Source organism: Caulobacter sp. ALps2 (genome assembly GCF_058681635.1).
This window is the reverse complement of sequence record NZ_CM178743.1, coordinates 2,032,943-2,047,741: the sequence shown is the minus strand read 5'-3', so window position 1 is coordinate 2,047,741 and position 14,799 is coordinate 2,032,943. Positions and strand designations below refer to the sequence as shown.

Below are 14,799 nucleotides of genomic sequence, written 5' to 3'. Positions count from 1 at the left end.
AGGACCGTCCCATGAGTGACATCATCAAGGCTACGACCCGTCGCGGAATGCTGGCCGGCGTCGGCGCGGGCGCGGCGGGGCTTGTGACGGGGATGGCGACGGGCGGCGTTCCTGGCCTGGCCAACGCCCAGGCCCGCAAAGCCATCACCCTGCTCAATGTCAGCTATGACCCGACGCGCGAGCTCTACAAGGACGTCAACGCCGCCTACGCCAAGTACTGGAAAGACCGGGTCGGCCAGACCCTGGTGATCAACCAGAGCCACGGCGGCTCGGGCAAACAGGCCCGCTCGGTGATCGACGGCCTGCAGGCCGACGTCGTCACCCTCGCCCTGGCCTATGACATCGACGAGATCGCCGCCCGAGCCAAGCTGCTGCCGGCCAACTGGCAGTCGCGCCTGCCGCAGAACTCGACACCCTACACCTCGACCATCGTGTTCCTGGTCCGCAAGGGTAACCCCTGGAAGATCAAGGACTGGGGCGACCTGGTGAAGCCGGGCATCGACGTGATCACGCCAAACCCGAAGACCTCGGGCGGCGCCCGTTGGAACTACCTGGCCGCCTGGGCCTGGGCTCTGAAACAGCCGGGCGGCAACCCCGCCAAGGCCGAGGCCTTCGTGAAGACCCTGTTCGAGCACGTCCCCGTGCTGGACACCGGGGCCCGCGGCGCCACCACCAGCTTCACCCAGCGTGGCCTCGGCGACGTGCTGCTGGCCTGGGAGAACGAGGCCTACCTCGCCCAGGACGAACTGCCGGGCAAGTTCGACATCGTCTATCCCAGCCTGTCGATCCTGGCCGAGCCGCCGGTGGCGATCGTCGACAAGAACGTCGATCGCCACAAGACCCGCACGATCGCCGAAGGCTATCTGAACTTCCTGTACAGCCCGCTGGCCCAGGAGCTGATCGCCAAGAACTACTACCGCCCGCGCAACGCGGACGTGGCCAACAAGTACTCGGCCCGCTTCAAGAAGATCCCGCTGGTGACGATCGACGACACGTTTGGCGGCTGGAAAAAGGCCCAGGCCACGCACTTCAGCGACGGCGGCGTGTTCGACAAGATCTACCAGCCGAAGTGACGCCTTCCTGACAACCTCCGCCCCGCGAAGCACGAGCGGGTGATCGGCCAGGCGGAAGTCCCAGGGCTTCCGCCGTTGCCGTTTTACTTTCCAGTCCCACGCTATGTTGGGAACCCGACAACTTCGGGTACGTTCAGCGTCCACGGGGTGGTGGGAGCTTGACCGCAGGCATGAACGACTATTCGGAATCGCGACGCGCCGGGGACCGTTTGGCCGCCGGTCACGGCGTGGACGACCCCTTCGCTGCCGCGATCCGCGCCACCAGGATGGCGATGATCGTCACCGACGGGACCCAGGCCGACAATCCGATCATCTTCGCCAACGACGCGTTTCTGAAGCTGACGGGCTATGCGCGCGACGAGGTGATCGGCCGCAATTGCCGTTTCCTGCAGGGCCCCGAGACCGATCCCAAGGCCGTGGACGCCTTGCGTGCGGCGATCGCCGCCGGCGAGGACATCGCCATCGATATCCTGAACTACAGGAAGGACGGCACGACCTTCTGGAACGCCCTCTATCTCTCGCCCGTCCGCAATGACGCCGGCCAGATCGTCTATTTCTTCGGCTCGCAGCTGGACAGCACCGACAAAAAGGCCATCGAGCTTCAGGTCCGCGACCACAGCGACGGCCTGCAGCAGATCGTCGACGCGCGCACCCGCGAACTGACCAACGCCCTGGAACAGAAGACCGCCCTGCTCCACGAGGTGGACCACCGGGTGAAGAACAACCTGCAGCTTATCTCCAGCCTGTTGCTGCTACAGAACCGCCGCGTGGCCGATCCGGCCCTGAAGGCGTCGCTGAGGGGCATGCTGGGCCGCGTCAACGCCATCGCCACGGTCCACCGCCGACTGTTCCAGAGCGAGGACGTCGAGCGCTTCGATGTGTCGGCCTTCATTCGCGACATGGTCGCCGACCTGATGGGCTCGGCCCAACGCGACGATATTCGCATTGAGCTGGACCTCGAGCGCGTCGAGATTCCCGCGTCCAAGGCCGCGCCGTTCGCCCTGGTGGTCAATGAGCTGCTGACCAATGCTCTGCGCCACGGCTTCCCGGAAGGTCGCGGCGGCCGAATCTTCGTCGGGGTTCGCCGCGAGGAAGGGAATTTCCGGATCGAAATCGCCGATGACGGCGTTGGCTTTGAACAGGACGCCAAACCATCGGGGTTCGGTCTGACGATCGTTCAGCTGCTCTGTCAGCAGTTGAAGGCCAAAAGTGAGACGACCGATGCGGAACCTGGCGTCCGTGTTGTCGTTCTGCTGCCCGTGAACGGGGCGCACTAGGAAGGTTGAGTTAGCTTGATGAGCGGTCGTGCGCTCGATGTGCTGATAGTCGAGGATGAGATGCTTCTGGCCATCGAGCTGGAACACCTCGTCGAGGAAGTGGGCTGCCACTCGCTCGGCTGCGCGATGAGTTCGGACGAGGCCGTGGATCTCGCCGAAAAATTCCATCCGGACCTGGCCCTGGTCGATGTCCACCTCAGCGACGGCCCGACCGGCGTCGATGTGGCCCGCAAGATCTCGGAGGATTGCGGTGGCGTTGCGTTGTTCATGACCGCCAACGTCAAGCGCCTCCCGGAAGACTTCGCCGGAGCCTGCGGCGTGATTGGCAAGCCCTATTCAGAGCACGGCGTGAAGACCGCCCTCTCGTATCTGCGGTTCTGCCTGCAGCAGGGCCATGTGCCCGGCCCCGTGCCGGTCGGACTGACCCTGGCGCCGGCCTATGCCGCGCTGTGGGGCCTGGACAGCGTTATGCACAAGACGGCTTAGATGGCGGTTCCGCCGATCGCCGCCGTGGTCGGCGCCGCCGCCGCCCTGCTCTCGATCACCAGCTTCGCCCCCCAGATCCTCAAGATCTGGAAGGAGAAGGACGCCTCGTCCGTCTCGCTGCGCACCTACATCGTCACCGTCACCGGGTTCGCCTGCTGGATCGTCTACGGCGTCTTGATCAAGGCCTGGCCGGTGATCGCGTCCAACCTCGCTTGCCTGCTGATGTCGGGCGCGGTGCTGGCCATGAAATGGCGGTTCGACCGGAAGGCCTGACGACCGCTTCGAAGGCCCTTTTTAGTGACAGGGGGGGCGGGGTCCGCTATCGAGGCGCCGCCTATTTCTATCGAGGACAGCCGCCGTTGACCGAAGCCGCCGAGGAAGCCGGCTGGGCCACCGCCAAGACCCTGGCCGAGGCCCTGCCCTACATCCAGATCTACGACCGCGAGACGGTCGTGATCAAATACGGCGGCCACGCCATGGGCCAGGAAGAAGTCGCCAAGGTCTTCGCCGCCGACGCCGTGCTGCTGAAGCTGCTGGGCGTCCATCCGGTGGTCGTGCATGGCGGCGGTCCGCAGATCAGCCGCATGCTGGACAAGGCCGGCGTCAAGTCGACCTTCGTGGACGGTCTGCGCGTCACCGACGAGGCGACCATGGAAGTGGCCGAGATGGTCCTGTCGGGCGCCATCAACAAGGAAATCGCCAGCTGGATCACCCAGGCCGGCGCCGAGGCCGACGTGCGCGGCGTGGGCCTGTCTGGCAAGGACGCCCGTCTGATCACCGCCGAGAAGGTGACCCGGACCAAGAAGGATCCAGACAGCAACATCGAACAGGCCGTCGACCTGGGCTTCGTGGGCGAGCCGACCAAGGTCGATCCGCACATCATCCAGACCCTGCTGGCGTCGGAAACCGACTACATCCCGGTGATCGCGCCGATCGGCGTCTCGGCCGGCGGCGAGACCTTCAACATCAACGCCGACACCGTGGCGGGCGCGCTCGCTGGCGCCCTCAAGGCCAAGCGGATGCTGATGCTGACCGACATCAAGGGCGTGCTCGACGGCAACGGCGAGCTGATCCGCGAGATGACCGTCGCCCAGGCCCGCGAGCTGATCGAGACGGGCGTGGCCACCGGCGGCATGATCCCCAAGCTGGAAAACGCCATCCACGCCATCGAGTCCGGCGTCGAGGCCGTGGTCATCCTGGACGGCCGCCGGCCGCACGCGATGCTGGTCGAGCTGTTCAGCGAACACGGCGCGGGCACGCTCATCTCGCAATGAGCGCGGACCTTTCCCACGTCGATACCTGGCTGTTCGACCTCGACAACACCCTGTACCCGCTGGAAAGCGAGTTCATGGGCCTGATCGAGGTCAAGATGACCGACTTCGTCGAGCGCTTGACGGGACTCCCCCGTGAAGAGGCCCGCGCGCTGCAGAAGCGGTATTTCACCGAGCACGGCACCACGCTGTCGGGGCTGATGATGAACCACGGCCTGGAGCCCAAGGCGTTCCTGGACGAGGTGCATGACGTGTCGATGGACCAGCTGATCCCCAGTCCCGAGCTGCGCGAAGCGATCTCGCGCCTGCCCGGTCGCCGGCTGATCTTCACCAACGGCTCGATCGGCCACGCCGAACGGGTCCTGGCCCACCTGAACCTGCGCGACCTGTTCTCAGAGATCTTCGCCATCGAGACGGCGGATTACATTCCCAAGCCCTCGCTGAGCACCTTCGACAAGATCAGCAAGCTGCACGCCATCGACCCGCCGATGACCGCCTTTTTCGAAGACAGCGAAAAGAACCTCGTCCCAGCCGCGCGACTGGGCATGACCACCATTCTGGTCGGCCCACACGCCAAGGACTCGACCTCCGAACACGTCCATTTTCGCACCAACGACCTGCCCGGGTTCCTGAACTCGGCCCGCCTGCAAGGAAGCCCGTCATGACCGCCGTCTCCCTGTCCGACCTGCAAACCGAGGTCGAAGCCGCCTGGGAAGCCCGCGCCGACGTTTCGGCCGCCACCACCGGCCCGATCCGCACCGCCGTGGAAGAATCCCTGCTGCTGCTCGACAGCGGCAAGGCCCGCGTCTCGGAGAAGGTCGACGGCGAGTGGATCACCCACCAGTGGCTGAAGAAGGCCGTGCTGCTGTCGTTCCGCCTGAACCCCAACACCGTCATGCGCGCCGGCACGCTCGGCGGCGGCGTCGGTCCTTGGTGGGACAAGGTTCCAAACAAGTTCGACGGCTGGGACGCCCCGCAGTTCGAGGCCGGCGGCTTCCGGGCGGTCCCGGGCGCGATCGTCCGTCGCGGCGCCCACATTGGAAAGAACGTCATCCTGATGCCGTCGTTCGTGAACATCGGCGGCTATGTCGACGAAGGCACGATGGTCGACACCTGGGTCACGGTCGGCTCGTGCGCCCAGATCGGCAAGAACGTCCACCTGTCGGGCGGCGTCGGCATCGGCGGCGTGCTGGAGCCCCTGCAGGCCAATCCGACCATCATCGAGGACAACTGCTTCATCGGCGCCCGCTCGGAAGTCGTCGAGGGCGTGGTCGTCGGCGAAGGCTCGGTGCTGTCGATGGGCGTGTTCATCAGCGCCTCGACCAAGATCGTCGACCGCAAGACCGGCCAGATCCACATCGGCAAGGTGCCGCCCTACAGCGTCGTGGTGCCGGGCAACCTGCCCGACCCCAACGGCGGCCCGGGCCTCTACTGCGCGGTGATCGTCAAGACAGTGGACGCGCAAACGCGCTCTAAGACGAGCATCAACGACCTGCTGCGGGACTAGTCTCCGCGCAAGCGCCACCTTAAGGTTGTCCCCGTTCTACGGGGACGACCGATGGGTTCTTTGAATAGCTATTTCACGCTCAGCGGCCGGCTGACGCCATTGCAGTACTGGCGGATCCAGCTGCGCTTGGCGCTGGTGACCGCCGCAGTCGTCATCGTGACCTGTTTTGCGACCATCGCCGGCGGCTGGCTGGGCGCGGTCCCCCTGCTCTTCGTGATCCCTGTTGTCCTGGCCGGCTTCGTCGCCGGCCTGCGACGGCTGCACGACCGAGGCAAGGGCGCCGTCTGGCTGGCGATCTTCACGTTCGGCCCGCTGGCCCTGGTCGCGCCGAGCCGACTGCTGGACCGCAGCGCCTCGACCGGCCTGCTGCTGGGCGCGCTGCTGCTGGCCCTCGCCAGTATCGTCCTGGCGATCTGGGGCTGGATCGAGATCGGCTTTCTGCGCCAGAAGGGCCCGAACCGCTACGGGCCGGACCCCAAAACCGCCGCTTAGTGCGTCGCTTCGTTCAGCTGCTTCTTGCTCTCGGCCGCGCCCTTCTTGGCGTCCTGCTTGAGTTCCGAGCCAGCCTCCTTCGCCTCCTCGCCGGCCTTCGCGCCCAGCTCGCCAGCCTTGTCGGCGGCGTCCCCGGCGGCTTCCTTCAGCTCGCCCGCGGTCTCCTTGGTGCTTTCCTTGATCGCCGTGCCGGCTTCCTTGACGTCCGGGTCGTTGGCGATGGACTTGGCGGCGTCCTTGATGTCGGAGGCCGCGGCTTGCGCGCCTTCCTTCACTTCGGTGGCGTGTTCCTGCGAGCAGGCGCCGAGCGTGAGGGCCACGGCGCAGCTGGCGATGAACAGGATCGAACGCATGGTCGTGCTCCTTCGGAATAAGTCGGCTGGATAACGGAAGGCCACGGCCTAGGTTCCGACTCCTCTTTGCGTCCGGGCGCGCGGGCGTCTAAACCCCCGCCATGCGCATCGCCTTCCTCGGCACTCCCGACTTCGCCGTGACCTGCCTGGCCGAACTGGTCGCCTCGGGCCACGAGATCGCCTGTGTCTACTCCCAGCCGCCGGCCCCGCGCGGGCGCGGCCAGGAGCTGAAGCCCTCGCCGGTCCACGCCTTCGCCGAAGGGCTGGGCCTGCCGGTTCGCACGCCGGTCTCGATGAAGACCCCCGAGGAGATCGAGGCCTTCCAGGCGCTGGACCTCGACGCCGCCGTCGTGGTCGCCTTCGGCCAGATCCTGGTCAAGGCCGTGCTCGACGCGCCGCGGTATGGATGCTTCAACCTCCACGCCTCGCTGCTGCCGCGTTGGCGCGGCGCGGCCCCGATCCAGCGCGCGATCATGGCCGGCGATCCGGTCACCGGCGTCCAGGTCATGCGGATGAGCGAGGGTCTGGACGAGGGTCCGATCCTGATGTCGCAGCAGGTGGTCATCGAGGACGACGACACCGTCGCCTCCCTGCACGACAAGCTGGCCGCCACCGGCGCGCGGCTGCTGCCCGTGGCCCTGGCCGCCATCGAGCGCGGCGGCGCCCGCGAGACGCCCCAGGCCGAGGAGGGCGTCACCTACGCCAAGAAGATCAAGTCAGCCGAGGCCCGTATCGACTGGACGCGCCCGGCCGCCGAGGTCGACGCCCACATCCGCGGCCTCTCGCCCTACCCCGGCGCCTGGTTCGAGGCGCCGTCGGACAAAGGGCCGGTCCGCGTGAAGGCCCTGCTGTCGCGCGTCGAAACCGCTTCTGGCGCCGCCGGGACCGCGCTGGACGACAGCCTGCTGATCGCCTGCGGCGAAGGCTCCATCCGGCTCCTGAAAGCCCAGCGCGAGGGCAAGGGCGTCCAGGACGCCGAGGCCTTCACGCGCGGCTTCCCGGTCGCGGCCGGGACCGTGCTGGCCTGATGCCCCGCTACCGCCTCCTCGTCGAGTATGACGGCCGGCCCTATTCGGGCTTCCAGGCGCAAGCCGTGCTGCCGTCGGTGCAGGGCGCGATCGAGACGGCAGTGACGGCCTTCAGCGGCGAGACCGTACGTATCGCCGCCGCCGGCCGCACCGACACCGGCGTGCACGCCACCGGCCAGGTCGTCCATGTCGACCTTGCGAAGGACTGGCCGGCCCAGACCGTGCTGAACGCCCTCAATGCCCACCTGACCCGCGAGGCCGTTTCGATCCTGTCGGCGGAAGTGGCCGAGGGCGACTGGCACGCGCGGTTCTCGGCCAATGAGCGCCGCTACCTCTACCGCATCCTCAACCGCCGCGCTCCGCCGGCCCTGGACAAGGGCAAGGTCTGGCACGTGAAGAAGGAGCTGGACGCGGAAGCCATGAACACGGCCGCGCAAGTTCTGATCGGCCTGCACGACTTCACGACCTTCCGCGACATGCACTGCCAGGCCAAGAGCCCAGTGAAGACCCTGGACGTCGCCCGTGTGCGCCGGGTCGGCGAAGAGATCCACCTCGACTTCGAGGCTCGGTCCTTCCTGCACCGACAGGTCCGTTCGATGACCGGCACCCTGGCCGAGGTCGGCGCCGGCCGCTGGACGCCGGACGATGTCAAGGCGGCGCTGGAGGCCAAGGACCGCCGTGAGTGCGGGCCCGTGGCGCCGGCCGATGGGCTCTATCTGGTCGGCGTCGGTTACGGCGACTAGGCCGCCTTCGCCCCCAGCTTGCGCATCTTCGACAGCCACTGGCCGCGACCACGCGGACCCATGCCCTCGACCGCGCCAACGACGCTGTGGCGGATCGGCCCGTAGCCGCTGAGCCACAGCACGCCCTTCTCCAGGGCCTTCAGGCCATGGCCGCCGAACAGCAGCCAGAACACCGGGCCGGGCATACCCATGGTCACGACCAGCCGTGCGCTGCGCCCCTTCAGCTTGCTGGTCCAGCCGCGCTCGTGGACCGTGAAGCCGAAGCCGCCGCGATAGACCTGCTCCAGCAGCGCCTTGGTCCTGGCTGGGACGCCGCCCAGCCACAGCGGGAAGACCAGGACCAGATGCTCGGCGCGGACCATGGCGGCCTGCACCGCCTGCAACCCCTCCGACGGCGGCGTGGCGAAGGCCTCGGCGGTCTCCAGCAGCGGGGCGTCGATCAGCCCCACGTCCAGGCGGCGGACCTCGTGGCCGGCCGCTTGCGCCCCGGCGGCGTAGGCGTCGCACAGGGCGGCGCAGAACCGCCCGGCGCGGGGATCAGGATGACCGTTGAGGATCAGGATGCGCTTGCTCATGGCGTCAGCTTGGCCGACCACCGTTACGCCGCCTTGACCGGCGTCAACCCTCTACAGCACCGAGCAGTTGGTGATCTGGCTGAACGCTTCCAGCGCCGCCGTGCCGACCACGCTCGTGCCGAACCGGTCCAGCTCCGGCGACCACACCGCCACCGTCGCCTTGCCCGGGACGACCGCGACGATCCCCCCGCCGACGCCGCTCTTGCTGGGCAGACCCACGCGATAGGCGAAGTTGCCGACGCTGTCGTAGATCCCGCAGGTCAGCAGCAGCGAGTTCAGCCGTCGCGTCAGGCGCTCGGGGAACACCGTCTCTTGCGCCACCGGCGAGAAGCCGCCCGCCGCCAGGGGCAGGAAGGCGCGGGCCAGCTGGCGGCAGCTCATGGTCAGGGCGCATTGGCGGCAATAGGCGGCCACGACGCTTTCGGGCTCGTGGGTCAGCGTGCCCTTTCCGCGCATCAGGCTGGCGATGGCGCGGTTCTGCCAGGCGTTGGCCAGCTCGGACGCCGCCACGGTCGGGTCGATCTCCAGGCGCTCGTCGCAGAGAAAGCCGGCGAAGTCGCGGACCAGGGCCGCCGGGTCCCTCGTCACGTCCATCAGGATGTCGGTGATCGCCAGAGCGCCGGCGTTGATGAACGGATTGCGCGGCACGCCCTGCTCGGCTTCCAGCAGCGACAGGTGGTTGAACGGCGTGCCCGATGGCTCCTTGCCCACCCGGGTCCAGGTCTCGTCGCCCAGACGGTTCAAAGCGAGCCCAAGCGCGAAGACCTTGGTGATGCTCTGGACCGAGAAACCCTCGTCGGCGTCGCCGATCACGTGCTCGCCGCCGTCGACCGTACGCACGGCCATGCCGAACTTACCGCCCGGCACATTGGCCAATTCCGGGATGTAGTCGGCGGTGCGGCCCTTGCCGAAGTGCGGCTTCACCAGCACCGCCACCTCGGCCAGCACGTCGGGGATCGAGAGCGCCTTCATGTCGACGCTCCGGGTCTTACGCGAACGCCGCGAAGTAGCGGTTGATCAGCGCCTCGTAGGCGTCGGCCAGATAGCGGATCTCCTCGACCGGCACGCGCTCGTCGACCTGGTGCATGGTGGAGCCGACCAGGCCGAACTCGACCACCGGGCACAGGCTGCGGATGAAGCGGGCGTCGCTGGTGCCGCCGGTCGTCGACAGCTCCGGCACGCGGCCCGTGGCGTCGCCGACGGCGGCCACGATAACGTCGGTGAAGGCCCCCGGCTCGGTCAGGAAGGCCTCGCCGCTGATCTTGCACAGCGCCTCGACCCGGCCGGAGAAACCTTCAGCGGCCTCGCGGCACTCGCTCTCGATCCAGGCGGCCAGGTCCTTGCCCTGGTGGGCCGGGTTGAAGCGGATGTTCACGCGGGCCTTGGCCGAGGCCGGGATGACGTTGGTGGCGGTGTTGCCGACATCGACCGTGGTCACCTCCAGGTTCGACGGCTGGAAGCCGGTATAACCCTCGTCCAGGATCCGGCTCTGCAGGCGCGAGAGGATGTCGACCAGCACCGGGATCGGATTGGCGGCGCGATGCGGATAGGCCACGTGGCCTTGCTTCCCGTCGACCGCGATCCAGGCGTTGATGCTGCCGCGCCGGCCGATCTTGACCATGTCGCCCAACAGGTTCGCCGAGGTAGGCTCGCCGACGATGCAGTGGTCGATGATCTCGCCCTCGGCGGCCAGCGCCTCGACGACCTTGACGGTGCCGTCCTCGGCCACGCCCTCCTCGTCGCCGGTGATCAGGAAGCTGATCGAGCCGGCGTGCTCGGGGATCTTGGCGACGGCGGCGACGAAGGCGGCGATGGCGGACTTCATGTCGACCGCGCCCCGGCCGTACAGCACCCCGTCCTTGATCTCGGCCTCGAAAGGCCCGGCGCTCCAGGCGGCGTCATCGCCGACCGGCACCACGTCGGTGTGGCCCGCGAAGCAGAGGTTCGGCCGCGCCGCGCCGCGCCGGGCGTAGAGGTTCTCGATCTCGCCGAACTTCATGCGGCGGCAGTTGAAGCCCAGGGCCTCCAGCTGGCGCTGCAGCGTGTCCATCGCACCGGCGTCGGCGGGGGTCACCGACGGACGGCGGATCAGGGCCTGGGCGAGCGCGACGGGGTCAATGGAAACGGCGTTGGTCATGGCCCTGCCTTTAGGCCTGGCCTAAGCGCGACGCAAACTTGATCCTTCGAAAATTCTCGCGAAAGCTGTACTGTGGATAAATTCAATCGGCTTGGGGGAGGTTCGATATGTTCGCCACGATCGTCGCTGTGCTGGAACCGTTCATCGCCTGGCTGACCGAACGCTGGCCCGCCTTCCACCGCTGGGTCAGCGGCCTGCTGATCAACGGCATCGTGAGCCAGACACGGCCGCGGCCGCACCCCTGGAGCACCAAGACCCCCTACATCAGTTGGGCGGCCCTGACCGACCGCACCTACAGCGCCCGTCAGCTGCCGGCGAGGGATCTCGCTCCCCGGTATGATGAGAAGACAACGGCGGCCATGTTCGCGCGCCCCACCGGGACCCCGCAGGTCTCGTGCGCCAAGTCGACCATGCTGTTCCCGTGCTTCGCCCAGTATCTGACCGATGGCTTCATCCGTACCTGGGTGTTCGCCATGGAGGAGCGGCGCGACCGTAACACCTCCAACCACGAGATCGATCTCTGCACGCTCTATGGCCGCCTCGAGAAACAGACGGACGCCCTGCGCCTGAAGTCAGCCGATCAGCGCGGCCGGCTGAAGTCGCGGTGGATCAACGGCGAAGAATATCCGCCGGCGCTCTATGACGCCGCCGGGAAGGTGCTGGCCGAGTTCGTCGACCTGGATCCGCCGCTGGGCGTCCTGGATGAAACCATTCCTGCGGACCCCGTGAAGGGCGCGCCCGAGCGTAAGGCCACTCCGCTCGCCATCAAGCGCCAGCTCTTCGCCCTGGGCGGCGACCGCGCCAACTCCACGGTCGGCACCATGATGATGGGAACCCTGCTGCTGCGCGAACACAACCGGCTGGCGGGGGTGATGGCGGGGGCCCACCCTGACTGGGACGACGACCGGGTGTTCGAGACCGCCCGCAACGTGGTGATCGTGCTCTACATCAAGCTGGTGGTCGAGGAGTACATCAACCACATCTCGCCCTCGCGCATCCGCCTCCTGGCCTATCCCAACGACGGTTGGAAGCGGCCGTGGAACAAGCCCAACTGGATCACCGCCGAGTTCAGCCTGCTCTACCGCTGGCACTCGCTGGTCTCCGAGGACATCACCTGGGCCGGCCAGGCGGCCAAGACCGAGCATCTTCAGTTCGGCGGCGACCAGCTGACCGGTCACGGCCTGGCCAACGCCTTTGTCTGGATGAGCGCCCAGCCCGCCGCGCTGCTGGGCGCCCGTAATACCGCCAACTATCTGCAGATCGTCGAGCAGAAGGCTATCCGGCAGGCTCGCGACAACCAGGTCGACTCCTACAACGCCTATCGTGTGGCGAACGGCCTGAAGCCGGTGACGACCTTCGAAGAGATCAGCACCCGCCCCGGCGTCGCCGATCAGCTCAAGACGCTGTACGGCCATGTCGACAAGGTGGAGCTCTATGTCGGTCTGTTCGCCGAGGATACGGCCGCCAACTCGCCGCTGCCGCCGTTGATCCTGCGCATGGTGGCCATCGACGCCTTCTCCCAGGCCCTGACCAATCCTCTGCTGTCCCAGAACGTCTGGGGGGACGAGGCCAACCGGAAGGCCGCCTTCACGGCCGAGGGCATAGCGGCGATCGAGTCGACCCGGACCCTTCGCGACCTCCTGGTCCGCAACGGCGCCGATCCCGGCGTGGCCTTCGTGGGCATGACCCGTCCCGAGTGGAAACGAAACGCCAAGGTGCAGCGGGTCGGCTGACCCGGTTGAGGTGGGCGGCGGGCGTGCTTAACTGCGCGGGCGGAGGAGACGCCCCTTGCCCAAGATCGACCAGACCACGGCCCCCACGCGGATCGGCACGGCCTATCCCGCGCCGTTCAACGAACCCTGCCTGCGCCGCCATCGCACCAAGCTGGGCGACGCTGTGGGCCTCGACCAGTTCGGCGTCAACCTGCTGCGCTTGCCGCCCGGCCAGTGGTCCAGCCAGCGCCACTGGCACACGGCCGAGGACGAGTTCACCTGGGTGGTCGAGGGCGAGGTCGTGCTGGTCGACAATGACGGCGAGACGGTCCTGAGGGCCGGCGAGTGCGCGGGCTTCAAGGCCGGGGTGGCCAATGGCCACCACTTCCAGAACCGCTCTGGGCATCAGGCGCTGCTGCTGGAGATCGGCTCGCGAAGACCGGACCAGGACGGCTGCGACTACCCCGACATCGACCTGGTTTTGCGCGACGGCGAGGACGTCTACCGACACCGCGACGGGACGCCGTACGAGACCGATGAAGGTCGCAAGCGCTAGGCTTTCAGTTCGGCTAGCAGCCCGTCATGGACCGCCAGGACGGCCGAGCGGCGGGCCGACGCCCGCCGCGCGGCCCGACGTTATTTCAGCGGCAGGAACAGCTCGACGACCACCTCGTGCACCGGCGCGTTCGCGGGGAACGAAAAGTGTCGTTGGCAATAGATCGGGAAGTCGCGGACCTCCTCGCCGCTGGCGGGCAGCCAGTCGCGATAGAGGTAAAGCGCGGCGGGCTCCAGGTTATGGGTATCGTGGGCGACCCGCAGCACGGCGCAACGGCCGCCGGGGATCACGCCAGCCTTCATCCGCGCGTCGTCCGGATCGATCGGCAGGTCGGTCCCGATACACAGGTCCATGCTGTACGCGGCGGCGTCCTCGGGGATCCGCTCGGACCGGAAGATGTTGAAGGTCGCGCTGGTCCGCGGCGACAGGCCGGCGGCTTTGCGCCAGGCGATGAACCGCTCGATGGTGGCGGGAAGGGTCGCCCGGTCGCCCCGGTGCTCCATGATCGCCACCGGCGTTGGGGGGACTTCGCGGATCGTCACGTCGGCGGGTTCGTAGGTAATCTGCATGAGCTTGCTTCTCGCATTGTCCAAAGGCCCGAAGGCCGCGAGCCACGGCGCCCAGTCGGGCGATTTGCGGAACGATGACGGCGACTGCCCGAACCGCCGCCGAAAGGCGCGCGCGAAGGCGTCCGGCGCGTCGTAGCCGGCCTCCAGCGCGATCTCGGTGACGCTCTGGGCGTCGTTCGCGGCAAGGCGGCGCGACGCGCGTTTCAGGCGGGCCAGCTGGACATACCGATGCACGGACAACCCGAAGGTCGCCATGAACTGCCGGTGGAAATGGAACTTGGAGAAGGCGGCCACTCGGCTCACCGTTTCCAGGTCCAGATCGCCGTCCAAGTGCTGGTCGACATGGTCCAGCACCCGCCGCATCCGGGCGTTGTAGTTTTGAAGCGCCGCCTTCATCGTCCCCCGTCTCCGTGGCGGGGCCAGTTAGCCGCTCGCCGCGGGATCGTGCTCGACCGATCTTGCGGTTATAGGCCCACGGGGGGAGCCTTCCGCCCTAAGCCGCGCGGCGGGCCTTCTTGACCTTGGTGATGGCGCGGTCACGACGCAGGCGCGACAGGTGGTCGATGAAGAGGACGCCTTCCAGGTGGTCCATCTCGTGCTGGATACAGACGGCGAACAGGCCCTCGGCTTCCTCGACGACGGTCTCGCCCTGATAGTTCATGTAGCGGATCGTGACCTTCGACGGGCGCTCGACCTCGTCGAAATATTCCGGCACCGACAGACAGCCTTCCTCGTAGCCGAGGGTCTCTTCCGAGGTCGACAGGATCTCGGGATTGACGAAGTAGCGCGGGGCCGGCTCCTCGCCCTCGCGGGCCAGGTCCATCGTGATGACGCGCACGGGCTCGCCGATCTGCACGGCGGCCAGGCCGATGCCGGGGGCGTCGTACATGGTCTCCAGCATGTCATCCATCAGCGCGCGCAGCTCGTCGGTGACGGTCTCCACCGGGGTGGAGATCTTCTTCAGCGTCGCCAGGTCGGCGGCGTTATCGACGGTGAGGATGCGACGGATAGCCATGGTAC

Annotated in this window: 18 protein-coding genes; 12 read left to right on the top strand and 6 right to left on the bottom strand. The window is 67.4% G+C overall.

Annotation, left to right across the window (positions count from 1 at the left end; all coding sequences use genetic code 11):
- Window positions 1–11 precede the first annotated feature (11 nt).
- From ACW173_RS09830 to ACW173_RS09795, 8 genes are all read left to right on the top strand, one after another.
- A complete protein-coding gene (locus tag ACW173_RS09830; RefSeq protein ID WP_492084969.1) occupies window positions 12–1,073 on the top strand; it encodes a sulfate ABC transporter substrate-binding protein in 1,062 nt (353 codons plus the stop codon).
- Window positions 1,074–1,243: 170 nt separating this feature from the next.
- Entirely contained in the window at window positions 1,244–2,350 is a 1,107-nt protein-coding gene (lovK, locus tag ACW173_RS09825; RefSeq protein ID WP_492084968.1) for a photosensory histidine protein kinase LovK, read from the top strand.
- An 18-nt stretch (window positions 2,351–2,368) separates the two neighbouring features.
- Window positions 2,369–2,836: a response regulator gene (locus ACW173_RS09820; protein ID WP_492084966.1), complete on the top strand. Its 468-nt coding sequence runs from the start codon at window positions 2,369–2,371 to the stop codon at window positions 2,834–2,836.
- A complete protein-coding gene (locus ACW173_RS09815) occupies window positions 2,837–3,109 on the top strand; it encodes a SemiSWEET family sugar transporter (protein ID WP_492084965.1) in 273 nt (90 codons plus the stop codon).
- Between the two features lie 86 nt (window positions 3,110–3,195).
- Window positions 3,196–4,110 carry an acetylglutamate kinase gene (argB, locus tag ACW173_RS09810; protein WP_492084963.1) on the top strand — a complete coding sequence of 305 codons (915 nt, stop codon included), beginning with the start codon at window positions 3,196–3,198 and terminating at the stop codon, window positions 4,108–4,110.
- Window positions 4,107–4,772, top strand: coding sequence for a pyrimidine 5'-nucleotidase (locus tag ACW173_RS09805; protein WP_492084961.1), 666 nt, complete (start codon window positions 4,107–4,109; stop codon window positions 4,770–4,772). The genes argB and ACW173_RS09805 overlap by 4 nt, the downstream gene beginning before the upstream one ends.
- The gene (dapD, locus tag ACW173_RS09800; RefSeq protein WP_492084960.1) at window positions 4,769–5,614 is read left to right on the top strand and encodes a 2,3,4,5-tetrahydropyridine-2,6-dicarboxylate N-succinyltransferase; all 846 of its coding nucleotides are present in this window, start codon (window positions 4,769–4,771) and stop codon (window positions 5,612–5,614) included. Before ACW173_RS09805 ends, dapD begins: the two co-directional genes overlap by 4 nt.
- Before the next feature lie 51 nt (window positions 5,615–5,665).
- On the top strand, window positions 5,666–6,106 hold the full coding sequence (locus tag ACW173_RS09795) for a DUF805 domain-containing protein (RefSeq protein WP_492084958.1): 441 nt from the start codon (window positions 5,666–5,668) through the stop codon (window positions 6,104–6,106).
- On the opposite strand, the gene ACW173_RS09790 is transcribed toward ACW173_RS09795, so the two are convergent.
- Entirely contained in the window at window positions 6,103–6,459 is a 357-nt protein-coding gene (locus ACW173_RS09790) for a cell surface protein (protein ID WP_492084956.1), read from the bottom strand. The genes ACW173_RS09795 and ACW173_RS09790 overlap by 4 nt on opposite strands.
- Before the next feature lie 101 nt (window positions 6,460–6,560).
- On the opposite strand from ACW173_RS09790, the gene fmt reads away from it, so the two are divergent.
- Both fmt and truA read left to right on the top strand, forming a co-directional pair.
- Complete coding sequence (fmt, locus tag ACW173_RS09785; RefSeq protein WP_492084955.1) at window positions 6,561–7,487, top strand: methionyl-tRNA formyltransferase; 927 nt, start codon at window positions 6,561–6,563, stop codon at window positions 7,485–7,487.
- Complete coding sequence (truA, locus tag ACW173_RS09780; protein ID WP_492084953.1) at window positions 7,487–8,230, top strand: tRNA pseudouridine(38-40) synthase TruA; 744 nt, start codon at window positions 7,487–7,489, stop codon at window positions 8,228–8,230. The genes fmt and truA overlap by 1 nt, the downstream gene beginning before the upstream one ends.
- On the opposite strand, the gene ACW173_RS09775 is transcribed toward truA, so the two are convergent.
- From ACW173_RS09775 to dapE, 3 genes are read right to left on the bottom strand one after another with little or no spacing between them, the layout of a single operon-like run.
- Window positions 8,227–8,805, bottom strand: coding sequence for an NAD(P)H-dependent oxidoreductase (locus tag ACW173_RS09775; protein ID WP_492084951.1), 579 nt, complete (start codon window positions 8,803–8,805; stop codon window positions 8,227–8,229). The two genes, truA and ACW173_RS09775, sit on opposite strands and share 4 nt — an antisense overlap.
- A gap of 51 nt (window positions 8,806–8,856) precedes the next feature.
- Window positions 8,857–9,777 (bottom strand): glutaminase, encoded by a 921-nt coding sequence (locus ACW173_RS09770; protein ID WP_492084950.1) that lies wholly within the window; start codon window positions 9,775–9,777, stop codon window positions 8,857–8,859.
- Window positions 9,778–9,793: 16 nt separating this feature from the next.
- Window positions 9,794–10,942, bottom strand: coding sequence for a succinyl-diaminopimelate desuccinylase (gene dapE, locus ACW173_RS09765; protein WP_492084948.1), 1,149 nt, complete (start codon window positions 10,940–10,942; stop codon window positions 9,794–9,796).
- A 107-nt stretch (window positions 10,943–11,049) separates the two neighbouring features.
- Between dapE and ACW173_RS09760 the strand changes: the two genes are divergently transcribed.
- On the top strand, window positions 11,050–12,675 hold the full coding sequence (locus ACW173_RS09760) for a peroxidase family protein (RefSeq protein ID WP_492084947.1): 1,626 nt from the start codon (window positions 11,050–11,052) through the stop codon (window positions 12,673–12,675).
- A gap of 55 nt (window positions 12,676–12,730) precedes the next feature.
- A complete protein-coding gene (locus ACW173_RS09755) occupies window positions 12,731–13,210 on the top strand; it encodes a cupin domain-containing protein (RefSeq protein ID WP_492084945.1) in 480 nt (159 codons plus the stop codon).
- Window positions 13,211–13,290: 80 nt separating this feature from the next.
- Here the strand turns inward: ACW173_RS09755 and ACW173_RS09750 are convergent, their stop codons facing one another.
- Window positions 13,291–14,175: an AraC family transcriptional regulator gene (locus tag ACW173_RS09750; protein ID WP_492084944.1), complete on the bottom strand. Its 885-nt coding sequence runs from the start codon at window positions 14,173–14,175 to the stop codon at window positions 13,291–13,293.
- A gap of 97 nt (window positions 14,176–14,272) precedes the next feature.
- Window positions 14,273–14,794 carry a peptide deformylase gene (gene def, locus ACW173_RS09745; RefSeq protein ID WP_492084942.1) on the bottom strand — a complete coding sequence of 174 codons (522 nt, stop codon included), beginning with the start codon at window positions 14,792–14,794 and terminating at the stop codon, window positions 14,273–14,275.
- Between the last annotated feature and the right edge of the window lie 5 nt (window positions 14,795–14,799).

What these genes read in the sequence shown, in the direction of transcription:
- ACW173_RS09830 (WP_492084969.1), top strand. Translation starts at nt 12, where the DNA reads ATGAGTGACATCATCAAGGCTACGACCCGTCGCGGAATGCTGGCCGGC.
- lovK (WP_492084968.1), top strand. Translation starts at nt 1,244, where the DNA reads ATGAACGACTATTCGGAATCGCGACGCGCCGGGGACCGTTTGGCCGCC.
- ACW173_RS09820 (WP_492084966.1), top strand. Translation starts at nt 2,369, where the DNA reads ATGAGCGGTCGTGCGCTCGATGTGCTGATAGTCGAGGATGAGATGCTT.
- ACW173_RS09815 (WP_492084965.1), top strand. Translation starts at nt 2,837, where the DNA reads ATGGCGGTTCCGCCGATCGCCGCCGTGGTCGGCGCCGCCGCCGCCCTG.
- ACW173_RS09805 (WP_492084961.1), top strand. Translation starts at nt 4,107, where the DNA reads ATGAGCGCGGACCTTTCCCACGTCGATACCTGGCTGTTCGACCTCGAC.
- dapD (WP_492084960.1), top strand. Translation starts at nt 4,769, where the DNA reads ATGACCGCCGTCTCCCTGTCCGACCTGCAAACCGAGGTCGAAGCCGCC.
- ACW173_RS09795 (WP_492084958.1), top strand. Translation starts at nt 5,666, where the DNA reads ATGGGTTCTTTGAATAGCTATTTCACGCTCAGCGGCCGGCTGACGCCA.
- ACW173_RS09790 (WP_492084956.1), bottom strand. Translation starts at nt 6,459, where the DNA reads ATGCGTTCGATCCTGTTCATCGCCAGCTGCGCCGTGGCCCTCACGCTC.
- fmt (WP_492084955.1), top strand. Translation starts at nt 6,561, where the DNA reads ATGCGCATCGCCTTCCTCGGCACTCCCGACTTCGCCGTGACCTGCCTG.
- truA (WP_492084953.1), top strand. Translation starts at nt 7,487, where the DNA reads ATGCCCCGCTACCGCCTCCTCGTCGAGTATGACGGCCGGCCCTATTCG.
- ACW173_RS09775 (WP_492084951.1), bottom strand. Translation starts at nt 8,805, where the DNA reads ATGAGCAAGCGCATCCTGATCCTCAACGGTCATCCTGATCCCCGCGCC.
- ACW173_RS09770 (WP_492084950.1), bottom strand. Translation starts at nt 9,777, where the DNA reads ATGAAGGCGCTCTCGATCCCCGACGTGCTGGCCGAGGTGGCGGTGCTG.
- dapE (WP_492084948.1), bottom strand. Translation starts at nt 10,942, where the DNA reads ATGACCAACGCCGTTTCCATTGACCCCGTCGCGCTCGCCCAGGCCCTG.
- ACW173_RS09760 (WP_492084947.1), top strand. Translation starts at nt 11,050, where the DNA reads ATGTTCGCCACGATCGTCGCTGTGCTGGAACCGTTCATCGCCTGGCTG.
- ACW173_RS09750 (WP_492084944.1), bottom strand. Translation starts at nt 14,175, where the DNA reads ATGAAGGCGGCGCTTCAAAACTACAACGCCCGGATGCGGCGGGTGCTG.
- def (WP_492084942.1), bottom strand. Translation starts at nt 14,794, where the DNA reads ATGGCTATCCGTCGCATCCTCACCGTCGATAACGCCGCCGACCTGGCG.